We start from the raw sequence: 13,000 nt of genomic DNA, 5'->3' as shown, positions 1-13,000 counted from the left end.
ATGGTCTGGCCGATGGTCGCCGCGGGCACCTCCAACGACGAGATCCAGTTCGCCCGGGGCGTCCGCCCCGACTTCGGCGACGACCTGGACTGACCGGACCAGAAAGCGATGACCACCATGTCCAAGCACACCCTGTCCGTCCTGGTCGAGAACAAGCCCGGCGTGCTCGCCCGGATCGCCTCGCTGTTCTCCCGCCGCGGGTTCAACATCGACTCGCTCGCGGTCGGCCCGACCGAGCACCCCGACATCTCCCGGATGACCATCGTGGTCAACGTCGAGGAGCTGCCGCTGGAGCAGGTCACCAAGCAGCTCAACAAGCTCGTCAACGTGATCAAGATCGTCGAGCTGGACCAGTCCCAGGCCGTCCAGCGCGAGCTGGTCCTGGTCAAGGTCCGGGCCGACGCGGAGACCCGCTCCCAGGTCACCGAGATCGTCCGGCTGTTCCGCGCCAAGACCGTCGACGTGTCACCCGATGCGGTGACCATCGAGGCCACCGGCTCCTCCGACAAGCTGGAGGCCATGCTGCGGATGCTGGAGCCGTACGGCATCAAGGAGTTGGTGCAGTCCGGCCTGGTCGCCATCGGCCGCGGCGCCCGCTCGATCACCGACCGCTCGCTGCGCGCGCTGGAGCGCTCCGCCTGAGCGGGCGTCTTACAACCTGAGCACTGCCATCGAAGTCCGCCGGGTGCGCCTACGGTAGGAACCCCGGCATCACCATCACGCAAGGAGATGTGCCCCCGTGGCCGAGCTGTTCTACGAAGACGACGCCGACCTGTCCATCATCCAGGGCCGCAAGGTCGCGGTCATCGGCTACGGCAGCCAGGGCCACGCCCACGCGCTGTCGCTGCGCGACTCGGGCGTGGACGTCCGCGTCGGCCTGCTGGAGGGCTCCAAGTCCCGTGCCGCGGCCGCCGAGGCGGGTCTGCGCGTGGTCACCCCGTCCGAGGCCGCGGCCGAGGCCGACGTCATCATGATCCTGGTTCCGGACCCGATCCAGGCCGACGTCTACAAGGAGGCCATCGAGCCGAACCTGAAGGCGGGCGACGCCCTCTTCTTCGGCCACGGCCTGAACATCCGCTTCGGCTTCATCCAGCCGCCGGCCGACGTCGACGTCTGCATGGTCGCCCCGAAGGGCCCGGGCCACCTGGTGCGCCGCCAGTACCAGGAGGGCCGCGGCGTCCCCTGCATCGTGGCCGTCGAGCAGGACGCCACCGGCAAGGCCTTCGACCTGGCGCTGTCGTACGCCAAGGGCATCGGCGGCACCAAGGCCGGCGTCATCAAGACCACCTTCACCGAGGAGACCGAGACCGACCTGTTCGGCGAGCAGGCCGTCCTCTGCGGCGGCACCGCCGCCCTGGTGAAGGCCGGCTTCGAGACCCTGGTCGAGGCGGGCTACCAGCCCGAGATCGCCTACTTCGAGTGCCTGCACGAGCTGAAGCTCATCGTCGACCTGATGTACGAGGGCGGCCTGGAGAAGATGCGCTGGTCGGTCTCCGAGACCGCCGAGTGGGGCGACTACGTGACCGGCCCCCGCATCATCACCGCCGACACCAAGGCCGAGATGAAGAAGGTCCTCGCCGAGATCCAGGACGGCACCTTCGCCAACACCTGGATCGCCGAGTACAAGGCCGGTCTGCCGAAGTACAACGAGTACAAGAACGCGGACAGCGAGCACCTGCTGGAGACCACCGGCAAGAAGCTGCGCAAGCTGATGAGCTGGGTGGACCAGGAGGCCTGATCCTCCGGTCCGTTCCGGTTGTACAACAAGGCTGCTCCCGTCCGGGTGATTTCGCCGGACGGGAGCAGTCCCCGCACCACCCCGCCGATAGACTCCGAACCACGCGTCAGGCCCACAGCGTCGTGCGTCTAGCTACGCGACATGCCACCTTCCCCCGCCCTGTGCGCGCCACCTCCGTGCGGCGGGGTGAACCGGACAGTTAAGGACACACTGTCGTGAGCAAATCTGTCGTACTGATCGCCGAAGAGCTGTCGCCCGCCACCGTCGACGCGCTGGGCCCCGACTTCGAGATCCGGCACTGCAACGGCGCCGACCGCGCCGAGCTGCTGACCGCGATCGCCGACGTGGACGCCATCCTGATCCGCTCCGCCACCAAGGTGGACGCCGAGGCGCTGGCCGCCGCGAAGAAGCTCAAGGTCGTCGCCCGGGCCGGCGTCGGCCTGGACAACGTGGACGTGGCCGCCTCCACCAAGGCCGGCGTGATGGTCGTCAACGCGCCGACCTCCAACATCGTCACCGCCGCCGAGCTCGCCTGCGGCCTGCTGATCTCGGTCGCCCGCAACATCGCGCCCGCCAACGCCGCGCTCAAGGGCGGCGAGTGGAAGCGCAACAAGTACACCGGCGTCGAGCTGAGCGAGAAGGTCCTCGGCGTGGTCGGCCTCGGCCGGATCGGCGTCCTGGTCGCGCAGCGGATGTCCGCGTTCGGCATGAAGATCGTCGCGTACGACCCCTACATCCAGGCCGCCCGTGCGGCCCAGATGGGCGTCAAGCTGCTCTCCCTGGAGGAGCTGCTGGAGGTCTCGGACTTCATCACCGTCCACCTCCCGAAGACCCCGGAGACCATCGGCCTGATCGGCGACGAGGCGCTGCACAAGGTCAAGCCGACCGTGCGGATCGTCAACGCCGCCCGCGGCGGCATCGTCGACGAGGAGGCGCTCGTCCGGGCGCTCCAGGAGGGCCGGGTGGCCGGCGCCGGCCTGGACGTGTACGCCAAGGAGCCGTGCACCGACTCGCCGCTGTTCGCCTTCGACAACGTGGTCGCCACCCCGCACCTGGGCGCCTCCACCGACGAGGCGCAGGAGAAGGCCGGCATCGCGGTCGCCAAGTCGGTGCGCCTGGCGCTGGCCGGCGAGCTGGTGCCGGACGCGGTCAACGTCCAGGGCGGCGTGATCGCCGAGGACGTGCGCCCGGGCCTGCCGCTGGCCGAGAAGCTCGGCCGGATCTTCACCGCGCTGGCCGGCGAGGTCGCCGTCCGCCTCGACGTCGAGGTCCGCGGCGAGATCACCCAGCACGACGTGAAGGTGCTCGAACTCTCCGCGCTGAAGGGCGTGTTCGAGGACGTGGTGGCCGAGACGGTGTCCTACGTCAACGCCCCGCTGTTCGCCCAGGAGCGCGGCGTCGAGGTGCGGCTGACCACCTCCAGCGAGTCGCCCGAGCACCGCAACGTGATCACCGTCCGCGGCACCCTGGCCGGTGGCGGCGAGGTGTCGATCTCCGGCACGCTCTCCGGCCCGAAGCAGACCCAGAAGATCGTCGGCGTGGACGGCTTCGACGTCGACGTGGCGCTCACCGACCACATGGCGTTCTTCCACTACGAGGACCGCCCCGGCGTGGTCGGCACCCTCGGCCGGATCCTCGGCGACGCCGGCATCAACATCGCGGGCATGCAGGTCGCCCGCGACGGCGACAGCGCGCTGGCCTCGATCACCGTGGACAGCGAGGTCTCCCAGGAGGTCCTGGCCGAGATCGCCGCCGCGATCGGCGCCAAGTTCGCCCGCTCGGTCAACCTGGGCTGACGCCCCGCAGCACTCCCGAACGGCCCTTCCGACCTTGAGGCGGAAGGGCCGTTCGCGTACCCGGGAGCGAATCCCGTCTCAGATACTAGGAAATCCAAGTAAATCTGCTGACCGCGCGGCCTCCACGTCGTACCGTGGAGTAGTCGTACGGTGCGCCACCCCCGCAACTCCGGGGCGCGTGGCCCGTACGACCCGTACGCGGTGCGGCAGGCGACCCCTGCTCGGCGTACCCCCGATCCTCCCTCCAGCGCGCCGCTGCGCCCCCGCACCAAGGAGCCCGGTATGCCGTTCGTCGCAGACCGCACCACCGCCCCCACCGCCACCGCCGCGTCCTCCGCCGCCACCGCCGCGGCCCCGCGCCGCCGTCGCGCCCTCCCGGCCGACCCCCGCACCGCGGCCGCCCTGCAGCGCGCCCTCGACCGCCGTGACAACGGCGGCCCGATCGGCGACTGACCCCCCAACGCCCGTACTGCGCCGGACGGGTGACGGAGGGTCACCCATCGAGTGAACCTCCGCCCCCCGCCCCCGCGCCGCGGCCTAGTTTGGGCCCGTGCGCACCCCCCTCGGCCTCCTCGCAGCCCTCGCCCTGCTCGTCCCGGCCGCCGTCCCCGCGACGGCGGCCGCCGCCCGGCCGGTGCGGGGCCCGAGCGCCACCGTGTTCCTGGAGCTCGACACCGAGCCCGCCGCCACCGCCTGGCAGCGCGCCCGGGCCGACGCCCGCCGGGAACTGCGCACCCCCGACCAGACCCGGCGCGCCGCCGCGAGCGCGGGGAACGCCCAACGGGCCGCCGCCGACCGCTCGTTGGACGCGCTCACCGCCGCCCTGCGACGCGCCGCCCCCGAGGCCCGCCCGCTCTACCGCACCCGCACCCTGGTCAGCGGCCTCGCGCTGCGGCTGCCCGCCGCCGAACTCCCGCGGCTGGCCGCCCTGCCCGGGGTGCGGGCCGTCCGCCCCGTCGCGCTCAAGCAGCGCGCCAACGGGTACTCGGTGCCGCTCACCGGCGCCCCGCAGGTCTGGGACGGCCCCGCGGGCCACACCGGCGAGGGCGTCCGGATCGGCGTCGTCGACTTCGGCATCGACTACACCCACGCCGACTTCGGCGGCCCCGGCACCGTCGAGGCGTACCGCGCGGTGGACGGCGCGAAGCCCGCGCCCGCCGGACTGTTCCCCAACGCCAAGGTGGTCGGCGGCAAGGACCTGGTCGGCGACGACTACGACCCCGACCCGGCCGCCCCCCACCACCAGCCCGACCCGCACCCCGACGACAACCCGCTGGACTGCGCCGCCAACGGCCACGGCACCCACGTGGCCGGCACCGCCGCCGGGCTCGGCGTCACCGCCGACGGCAGGCCCTACCGCGGCCCCTACCGGCCCGGCCTGGACCCGGCCGACTTCCGGGTCGCCCCCGGCGCGGCCCCCGGCGCCCAGCTCTACGCGATCAAGGTGTTCGGCTGCGAGGGCTCCACCGACCAGCTCGCCGCCGCCCTCGACCTGGCCGCCGACCCGAACGGCGACGGCGACCTCTCCGACCGCCTCGACGTGGTCAACCTCTCGCTCGGCAGCCCCTACGGCCGCCCCGGCGACGCCGACGCGCTGGCCGCCGACCGGCTGGCCGCCCTCGGCACCGTGGTGGTCGCCGCCTCCGGCAACGAGGGCGACGCGTACGGCATCGGCGGCAGCCCCGGCACCGCCGCCCGGGTGCTCACCGCCGCCGCCTCGGTCGACGCGCACGGCGACGCCGACGGCATCACCGTGCTCGCCCCCGCCGCCCTGGCCGGGAACGTCCCCGCGCACTGGAGCAGCAAGTACACCCACTGGGACGACACCGAGGTCAGCGGCCGGCTCGCCGTCCCCGTCGACCAGTCGGACGGCTGCGCGCCCTTCTCGCCCGCCGACGCCGACCGGCTGCGCGGCAAGGTCGCCGTGCTGCGCTGGACCACCAAGGACCCGGACCGGGCCTGCGGCTCCGCCCCGCGCGCCGACCACGCCGCCGACGCCGGAGCCGTCGGCGCCCTCTACGCCGCCGACGGCGACAACCTCGGCGAGATCGCCGGGGACGGCCGGATCCCCGCCGCGATCCTGGCCCGCGCCGACGGGACGCGGCTGCTGGCGGCGCTCGGCGACGGCCCGGTCACCGTCCGGCTCGCCACCCCCGGCAACCCGCTGCACGGCGCCGTCCCGCAGGACCAGCCGCAGCGCACCGACACCCTCGCCTCCTTCACCTCCCGCGGCATCGGCGTCGACGGCATCGTCAAGCCCGACCTGGCCGCCCCCGGCGAGACCATCTGGTCCGCCAAGGCCGGCAGCGGCAGCGGCGGCATGCGCGAGGACGGCACCTCGATGGCCACCCCGCACCTGTCCGGCCTGGCCGCGCTCGTCCGCTCCGCGCACCCCGACTACGACGCCGCCGAGGTCAAGGCCGCGCTGATGGACACCGCCACCGACACCCACCTCCACGACGGCGGCACCGGCCCGGCGTACGGCCCCGAACGCACCGGCAGCGGCCGGGTCCGGGCCGACGCCGCCGTCCGCACCCCCGCGCTGGCGTACGCGGCGCAGGTCGACGGCGCGGTCGGCGTCTCCTTCGGCGTGGTCGAGGCCACCGGGGCGACCACCGCCACCCGCGAGGTCACCGTCCGCAACCTCGGGGACCGGCCGCTCTCCTACGCCACCGGCTACGCGCCCGCCACCACGCTGCCCGGGGCCTCCTTCGGGATCGCGCCCGCCCGGGTCGACCTGCCGCCGCACGGCAGCGCCACCGTCACCGTCACGCTCCGGCTCGGCGCCGACCTCGGCCGCGCCCCCGACCCCACCCTCGACCTGCTGCAGGCCGGGCACGCCCGCAGCTACCGCGGCGAACTCTCCGGCCGGCTCACCCTCACCCCCGCGGACGACACCCTCCCGCCGCTGCGCGTCCCGCTGTTCGCCGCCCCGCGGGCCGCCTCCGACGCCACCGCGCTCGGCACCGCGGCCACCTTCGCCGTCTCCGGGAACCCCCGCCCCGGCCTGCTCACCGTCCTGCAGCCGGGCGGCGAGGGCCCGCGGCGGCCCGACTGCCCCGCCGCCGGCACCGAGACCTGCGTCGACGACCCGGCCGAGCGCGCCGCCGACCTCCGCCACGCCGCGGCCGCCGTCGACGGCCACGGCACCCTCTACCTGGCCGCCGTCCTGTGGGCCCCCGCCGCCACCCCCGCCGGGACGTTCGGCGTGCGCGCCTCGCTCGACGCCGACGGCGACGGCACCCCCGACGCCACCGTGGTCGCCGACCGCCTCAAGGGCAGCGACGTGCTGGTCGCCCGCACCCTGGACGCCCGCACCGGCGCCGAGCTCGACGTCCAGCCGCTCAACGGCCGCTGGGGCGACACCGACACCGCCCTGCTCGACTCCGACACCCTGCTGCTGCCCGTCCGCCTCGCGGCCCTGCCGCCGCTCACCCACCCCCGCTACAGCGTTTGGACCGGCCCCTCCGAGGACCCGGCCGACGCCCTCGCCACCCTCGGCCCCTTCCCGTTCGACCCGGCCCTGGCCACCCCCGTCCTCACCCCCGTCCACCCCGGCCAGGTGCTGCACACCCCGCTCGCGAACGCCCTGGTGATCCACCACCTGAACCCGGTCGGGCAGCGCGTCCAGCTCCTCACTCCGAAGGGTGACCCCGGGCGGGAAGGGGCCCGGTAGCCTGGCAGCACAGGCCAGAATCCCCACCATGGGAGCACTGATGAGCGTCGACCAGGACCCGTACCCGGACTGGCTCCGCCCGCCCGTGGGCGGCTACACCGCCGACGATCTGGACCGGCTGCCGGACCTCCCGCCGCACACGGAGTTGATCGACGGGAGCCTGGTTTTCGTGAGTCCGCAGACGTTGTTCCACATGCGTACGCTCCGGCTCCTCGAACAAGCGCTGGCCGACGCTGCACCGGCCGGGTGGGAGGTGTGGCGGGAGATGAACGTCAAGCTCAACCGGCGCAATCGTCCCGAGCCCGACCTGATGGTGGTGAACCAGCAGGTCGTCACCGGTCCGAAGCAGACGTACTGCGAACCGGAGGACGTCATGCTGGCGGTCGAGGTGGTCTCGGAGGAGTCGGAGGAACGCGACCGGGAGACCAAACCGAGGAAGTACGCCGCCGCAGGCATCCGACACTTCTGGCGGGTGGAGAGCGACAACGGCCGACCCGTCGTCTACGTATACGAGTTGGACCCGGCGACCAAGGGCTACGGGGTGGCAGGAATCCACCACGGAATCCTTAAGCTCGATGTGCCGTTCCCGGTCGAGGTCGAGCTGGCCTGACGCCGCGTCCGGATCGTGGACGGTCCGTGCCCAGGCCGTGGGACGGTTGTACTGTCCGGGGTATGTCTCGCACCATTCGTCTCGCAGTGATCCCGGGTGACGGCATCGGCCAGGAGGTCGTGGCCGAGGGCCTCAAGGTGCTCCGCGCCGCCCTGCCCTCCGACACCAAGCTGGAGACCACCGAGTACGACCTCGGTGCACGGCTCTACCACCGCACCGGGGAGACCCTCCCGGACGCGGTCCTGGAGGAGCTCAAGGGCCAGGACGCGATCCTGCTCGGCGCCATCGGCGACCCGAGCGTGCCGTCCGGGGTGCTGGAGCGCGGGCTGCTGCTCAAGCTGCGGTTCGCCTTCGACCACCACATCAACCTGCGCCCCGGCAAGCTCTTCCCGGGCGTGAAGTCGCCGCTGGCCGGCGAGCCGGACATCGACTTCGTGGTCGTCCGCGAGGGCACCGAGGGCCCGTACGTCGGCAACGGCGGCACGCTGCGCACCGGCACCCCGCAGGAGGTCGCCACCGAGGTGTCGCTGAACACCGCGTTCGGCATCGAGCGGGTCGTCCGCGACGCCTACCGCCGGGCGCAGGCCCGCCCGCGCAAGAAGCTCACCCTCGTCCACAAGAACAACGTGCTGGTGCACGCCGGCCACCTGTGGACCCGGATCTTCGAGCAGGTCGGCCGGGAGTTCCCCGAGGTCACCACCGACTACCTGCACGTCGACGCGGCGACGATCTTCTTCGTCACCCAGCCCGAGCGCTTCGACGTGATCGTCACCGACAACCTGTTCGGCGACATCCTGACCGACCTCGCCGCGGCCGTCACCGGCGGCATCGGCCTGGCCGCGTCCGGCAACATCAACCCCGGCGGCGACTTCCCGTCGATGTTCGAGCCGGTGCACGGCTCCGCCCCGGACATCGCGGGCCAGGGCAAGGCCGATCCGACCGCCACCGTGCTGTCGGTCGCCATGCTGCTGGAGCACCTCGGCCTCACCGCCGAGGCCGCCCGGGTCGAGGCCGCCGTCGCCGCGGACCTCACCGAGCGCTCCGGCGCCCGCTCGACCTCCCAGGTCGGCGACGCGCTGGCCGCCCGAGTAGCCGGCTGACACCCGGCCCGGACGACACACCTCCGGCCGGTGGGCCGGTACCACAGCGAGCACAGCCGCCCGGCTGTTCGGCACGGCCCCCTGGATGCGAGTATCGACAGTGGGCCGTGCCGTCGTGCGTTCTCTCCCCGCCCGACGGTTCGAAGGCCCCGCCCAACCACACGGTGAAGGACAGAAAGCCATGAGCACGACCGCCCCGGCGCCCATCACGTTCGACCTCAAGCCCACCGCGCACCCGCTGTCCGACGAGGAGCGCCGGGCCCGGCTGGCCAACCCCGGCTTCGGGCGGGTCTTCACCGACCACATGGTCACCGTCCGGTGGACCGAGGGCCGGGGCTGGCACGACGCCCAGCTCACCCCGTACGCGCCGCTGGAGATCGACCCGGCCAACATGACGCTGCACTACGGCCAGTCGATCTTCGAGGGCCTCAAGGCGTACCGGCAGGCCGACGGCTCCATCGCGACCTTCCGCCCCGAGGCCAACGCCGCCCGCTTCCAGGCCTCCGCCCGTCGGCTGGCGATGCCCGAACTGCCGGTCGAGACCTTCGTCGAGGCCGTCGAGCTGCTGGTCCGGCAGGACCAGGACTGGGTGCCCAGCGAGCCCGAGCAGAGCCTCTACCTGCGGCCCTTCATGTTCGCCACCGAGGTCGGCCTGGGCGTCCGCCCCGCCAACTCCTACCTCTTCATGATCATCGCCTCGCCGGCCGGCGCCTACTTCCCCGGCGGCGTCAAGCCGGTCTCGGTCTGGCTCTCCGAGGACTACGTCCGCGCCGCCCCCGGCGGCACCGGCGCCGCCAAGTGCGCGGGCAACTACGCGGCCTCCCTGGTCGCCCAGGCCGAGGCCGCCGCGAAGGGCTGCGACCAGGTGGTCTGGCTCGACGCCAACGAGCACAAGTGGGTGGAGGAGATGGGCGGCATGAACCTCTACTTCGTCCTCGGCGAGGGCGAGGACGCCACCGTCCTCACCCCCGAGCTCTCCGGCTCCCTCCTGCCCGGCATCACCCGCGACTCCCTCCTCGCCCTCGCCGCCGACCTCGGCTACCGCACCGAGGAGCGGCGGATCTCCACCGACGAGTGGAAGCGGGGCAACGCCGACGGCACCATCACCGAGGTCTTCGCCTGCGGCACCGCCGCCGTCATCACCCCGGTCGGCCACGTCAAGTCCGCCGGCGCCGACTGGACCGTCGCCACCGGCGAGCCCGGCCCGGTCACCCTGCGCCTGCGCGAGTCCCTCCTCGCCATCCAGGGCGGCCAGGCCCCGGACACCCACGGCTGGCTGCACAAGATCGTCTGATCCGCCGTCGGGCCCGGGCATTCCATGGCGGATCGCCCGGGCCCGGTAGCCTCGGTGCCACTCCACTCGTTGAACGATCCGGATCGGAAGGAGGAACCATGACCGCCGAGATGTACGACGCCGACGTCTACCGCAGCCCGGAGGACGACCTCCTCGACGCCTTCCTGGCCCTGGACACCCCGCAGGGGTTCAAGGCCGAGATCATCGAGGGAGAGATCACAGTGACGCCACCGCCGGACGGTGACCACGAGGCCGTCATCGGCCGGATCGTGCGTCGGGTGTTCAAGCTGTCCGGCGAGGACATCACCGTCGCCGGTAACAAGGGCCTGATCGTGCCGGGTGGAAGGTACATCCCGGACCTGACGTTCGCAGAGGAGGGCGCGTTCGACGCGCAACCGCCGTGGATGCGCCCGAAGGGGGTGTTGATGGTTGCCGAGGTGACCTCCAGCAACCCGACCAAGGACCGCGAGGCCAAGCGACAGGGGTACGCCGCCGCCGGTATCCCGCTCTATCTGCTGGTCGATCGCCAGCGGGACGAGGTCCTGCTGTACAGCCACCCGGAGGACGGCGACTACGAGGCGAGGAACGCGGTGCCGGTCGGCGACCCCCTGCTGCTGCCCGAACCGTTCGGATTCGAGCTCGACACCAGCCGGCTGGCCTGACCCGTTCCGGATGGCGAGACGCCCCTCCCGTCCCGCGGGACGTGTGCAAGACTGCGAGGGTGTCCTCGCTTTCGCTGATTATTAGCAGCAGGCGCGCCGGTCCGCAGTGACCGCTCCACGGCACCACCCCGACCGCGGAGCGACCACGAGCGTCCAGACCCGCGCGCAGACCTCTCGCACCCGCGAGGGGTCTTTTGTTTTGCCTCCCGGACCGGCACCGGGCCCTCACGAGGGGTCTGGAGACACCGGGGACGCGCGCGGGATGCTGGACAGTGGAGCCGGATCCCGATCCCGGCAGACGCAGTAACTCCACCGAACGGAGAACCCAGGGCCATGACCGAGGCCAACAGCCGCCCGAACGACGGCTTCCACGTCTTCGACACCACGCTCCGCGACGGTGCCCAGCGCGAGGGCATCAACCTCACGGTGGCGGACAAGCTGGCCATCGCGCGCCACCTGGACGAGTTCGGGGTCGGCTTCATCGAGGGCGGCTGGCCCGGGGCCAACCCCCGGGACACCGAGTTCTTCGCCCGCGCCCAGGCCGAGCTGGAGTTCGAGCACGCCCAGCTGGTGGCGTTCGGCGCGACCCGCCGGGCCGGCGGGAAGGCCGCCGAGGACCCGCAGTTGGCCGCCCTGGTGGCGTCCGGCGCGCCGGTGGTGACGCTGGTGGCGAAGTCGCACGACCGGCACGTGGAGCTGGCGCTGCGCACCACGCTGGAGGAGAACCTGGAGATGGTCCGGGACAGCGTGGAGTTCCTGCGCGCCCAGGGCCGCCGGGTGTTCATCGACTGCGAGCACTTCTTCGACGGCTACAAGGCGAACCCGGAGTACGCCCTGGCCGTGGTGCGGACCGCGCACGGGGCCGGTGCGGACGTCGTGGTCCTGTGCGACACCAACGGCGGCATGCTGCCGTCCGGGGTGCGCGAGATCGTCGCCACCGTGCTGGCGGAGACCGGCGCCCGGCTCGGCATCCACGCCCAGGACGACACCGGCTGCGCGGTGGCCAACACGCTGTCCGCCGTCGACGCCGGGGCGACCCACGTGCAGTGCACGGCCAACGGCTACGGCGAGCGGGTCGGCAACGCCAACCTGTTCCCGGTCGCGGCGGCGCTGGAGCTCAAGTACGACCGCCGGGTGCTCCCGGCCGGGGCGCTGGCCGAGATGACCCGGATCTCGCACGCCATCGCCGAGGTGGTGAACCTGACGCCGTCCACCCACCAGCCGTACGTGGGCTTCTCGGCGTTCGCGCACAAGGCGGGCCTGCACGCCTCCGCGATCAAGGTCGACCCGGACCTGTACCAGCACATCGACCCGGAGCTGGTCGGCAACACCATGCGGATGCTGGTGTCCGACATGGCGGGCCGGGCCTCGATCGAGCTGAAGGGCAAGGAGCTGGGCTACGACCTGTCCAGCGACCGCGACCTGGCGGGCCGGGTGGTGGCCCGGGTGAAGGCGCAGGAGAACCTCGGCTACACCTACGAGGCGGCGGACGCCTCGTTCGAGCTGCTGCTGCGCGACGAGGTGAACGGCGGCGAGCGGCAGCGGTTCTTCGAACTGGAGTCCTGGCGGACCATCAGCGAGCAGGGCCCGAACGGCTTCGCGGGCAACGAGGCGACCGTGAAGCTCTGGGCGAAGGGCGAGCGGAAGGTCGCCACCGGCGAGGGCAACGGCCCGGTGGACGCGCTGGACCGGGCGCTGCGGACGGCGCTGGAGCCGATCTACCCGGCGCTGGCGAAGCTGGAGCTGGTGGACTACAAGGTCCGGATCCTGGAGGGCCAGCACGGCACCGGTTCGAAGACCCGGGTGCTGATCGAGTCCAGCGACGGCACCACGACCTGGTCGACGGTCGGCGTCGCGGACAACGTGATCGCCGCGTCCTGGGTGGCGCTGGAGGACGCGTACACCTACGGGCTGCTGAGGGCCGATCAGCGGCCGTAACGGCGGTCGGTGCGAGGAAGTGCCCAGGGGGCGTGCGGAAGGCTCCGCACGCCCCCTTCTGGCGTGTCCATTACCCCTTTCGGGGCGCCCGTCACCGCAGTCGGGCGAGGAGGGCGTGTTCGACGAGGGTGATGAGGGCGCTCTTGGCGCTGTCGCGGCGTCGGGCGTCGAGGGTGATGATGGGGA

The 13,000-nt window shown here is 72.6% G+C and carries 10 protein-coding genes and 1 pseudogene; 10 read left to right on the top strand and 1 reads right to left on the bottom strand.

Annotated features, from left to right (window positions below):
* The first annotated feature begins 117 nt into the window (after positions 1-117).
* From ilvN to cimA, 10 genes are all read left to right on the top strand, one after another.
* Positions 118-642, top strand: a complete 525-nt coding sequence (gene ilvN, locus ACFY00_RS37355) for an acetolactate synthase small subunit (protein ID WP_388038514.1) — start codon at positions 118-120, stop codon at positions 640-642.
* Positions 643-739: 97 nt separating this feature from the next.
* On the top strand, positions 740-1,738 hold the full coding sequence (gene ilvC / locus ACFY00_RS37350; protein WP_030919509.1) for a ketol-acid reductoisomerase: 999 nt from the start codon (positions 740-742) through the stop codon (positions 1,736-1,738).
* A 215-nt stretch (positions 1,739-1,953) separates the two neighbouring features.
* A complete protein-coding gene (gene serA, locus ACFY00_RS37345) occupies positions 1,954-3,534 on the top strand; it encodes a phosphoglycerate dehydrogenase (RefSeq protein ID WP_388038510.1) in 1,581 nt (526 codons plus the stop codon).
* 282 nt (positions 3,535-3,816) lie between these two features.
* On the top strand, positions 3,817-3,987 hold the full coding sequence (locus ACFY00_RS37340) for a hypothetical protein (protein ID WP_388038508.1): 171 nt from the start codon (positions 3,817-3,819) through the stop codon (positions 3,985-3,987).
* 97 nt (positions 3,988-4,084) lie between these two features.
* Positions 4,085-7,210 carry a S8 family serine peptidase gene (locus ACFY00_RS37335; RefSeq protein ID WP_388038505.1) on the top strand — a complete coding sequence of 1,042 codons (3,126 nt, stop codon included), beginning with the start codon at positions 4,085-4,087 and terminating at the stop codon, positions 7,208-7,210.
* 28 nt (positions 7,211-7,238) lie between these two features.
* Complete coding sequence (locus ACFY00_RS37330) at positions 7,239-7,820, top strand: Uma2 family endonuclease (RefSeq protein WP_388038504.1); 582 nt, start codon at positions 7,239-7,241, stop codon at positions 7,818-7,820.
* Between the two features lie 62 nt (positions 7,821-7,882).
* Complete coding sequence (locus ACFY00_RS37325; RefSeq protein ID WP_388038501.1) at positions 7,883-8,920, top strand: 3-isopropylmalate dehydrogenase; 1,038 nt, start codon at positions 7,883-7,885, stop codon at positions 8,918-8,920.
* Between the two features lie 181 nt (positions 8,921-9,101).
* Positions 9,102-10,214 carry a branched-chain amino acid aminotransferase gene (locus ACFY00_RS37320; RefSeq protein WP_388038498.1) on the top strand — a complete coding sequence of 371 codons (1,113 nt, stop codon included), beginning with the start codon at positions 9,102-9,104 and terminating at the stop codon, positions 10,212-10,214.
* 98 nt (positions 10,215-10,312) lie between these two features.
* Positions 10,313-10,876, top strand: coding sequence for a Uma2 family endonuclease (locus ACFY00_RS37315; protein WP_388038496.1), 564 nt, complete (start codon positions 10,313-10,315; stop codon positions 10,874-10,876).
* A gap of 333 nt (positions 10,877-11,209) precedes the next feature.
* The gene (gene cimA / locus ACFY00_RS37310; RefSeq protein ID WP_388038493.1) at positions 11,210-12,814 is read left to right on the top strand and encodes a citramalate synthase; all 1,605 of its coding nucleotides are present in this window, start codon (positions 11,210-11,212) and stop codon (positions 12,812-12,814) included.
* 91 nt (positions 12,815-12,905) lie between these two features.
* Here the strand turns inward: cimA and ACFY00_RS37305 are convergent.
* Positions 12,906-13,000 (bottom strand): annotated as a pseudogene (locus tag ACFY00_RS37305) (ATP-binding protein); the annotation flags it as partial.

The sequence above is a fragment of the Kitasatospora sp. NPDC001540 genome, from assembly GCF_042894345.1.
Taxonomy (GTDB): domain Bacteria; phylum Actinomycetota; class Actinomycetes; order Streptomycetales; family Streptomycetaceae; genus Kitasatospora; species Kitasatospora phosalacinea_C.
The sequence above is the reverse complement of the archived record's forward strand: the minus strand, read 5'-3'. Positions and strand labels throughout refer to the sequence as shown.

Excerpts from the sequence above, each read along its gene's own strand:
- ACFY00_RS37325 (WP_388038501.1), top strand. The coding sequence starts at position 7,883 with ATGTCTCGCACCATTCGTCTCGCAGTGATCCCGGGTGACGGCATCGGC.
- ACFY00_RS37320 (WP_388038498.1), top strand. The coding sequence starts at position 9,102 with ATGAGCACGACCGCCCCGGCGCCCATCACGTTCGACCTCAAGCCCACC.
- cimA (WP_388038493.1), top strand. The coding sequence starts at position 11,210 with ATGACCGAGGCCAACAGCCGCCCGAACGACGGCTTCCACGTCTTCGAC.
- ACFY00_RS37315 (WP_388038496.1), top strand. The coding sequence starts at position 10,313 with ATGACCGCCGAGATGTACGACGCCGACGTCTACCGCAGCCCGGAGGAC.
- ACFY00_RS37340 (WP_388038508.1), top strand. The coding sequence starts at position 3,817 with ATGCCGTTCGTCGCAGACCGCACCACCGCCCCCACCGCCACCGCCGCG.
- ilvN (WP_388038514.1), top strand. The coding sequence starts at position 118 with ATGTCCAAGCACACCCTGTCCGTCCTGGTCGAGAACAAGCCCGGCGTG.
- ACFY00_RS37330 (WP_388038504.1), top strand. The coding sequence starts at position 7,239 with ATGGGAGCACTGATGAGCGTCGACCAGGACCCGTACCCGGACTGGCTC.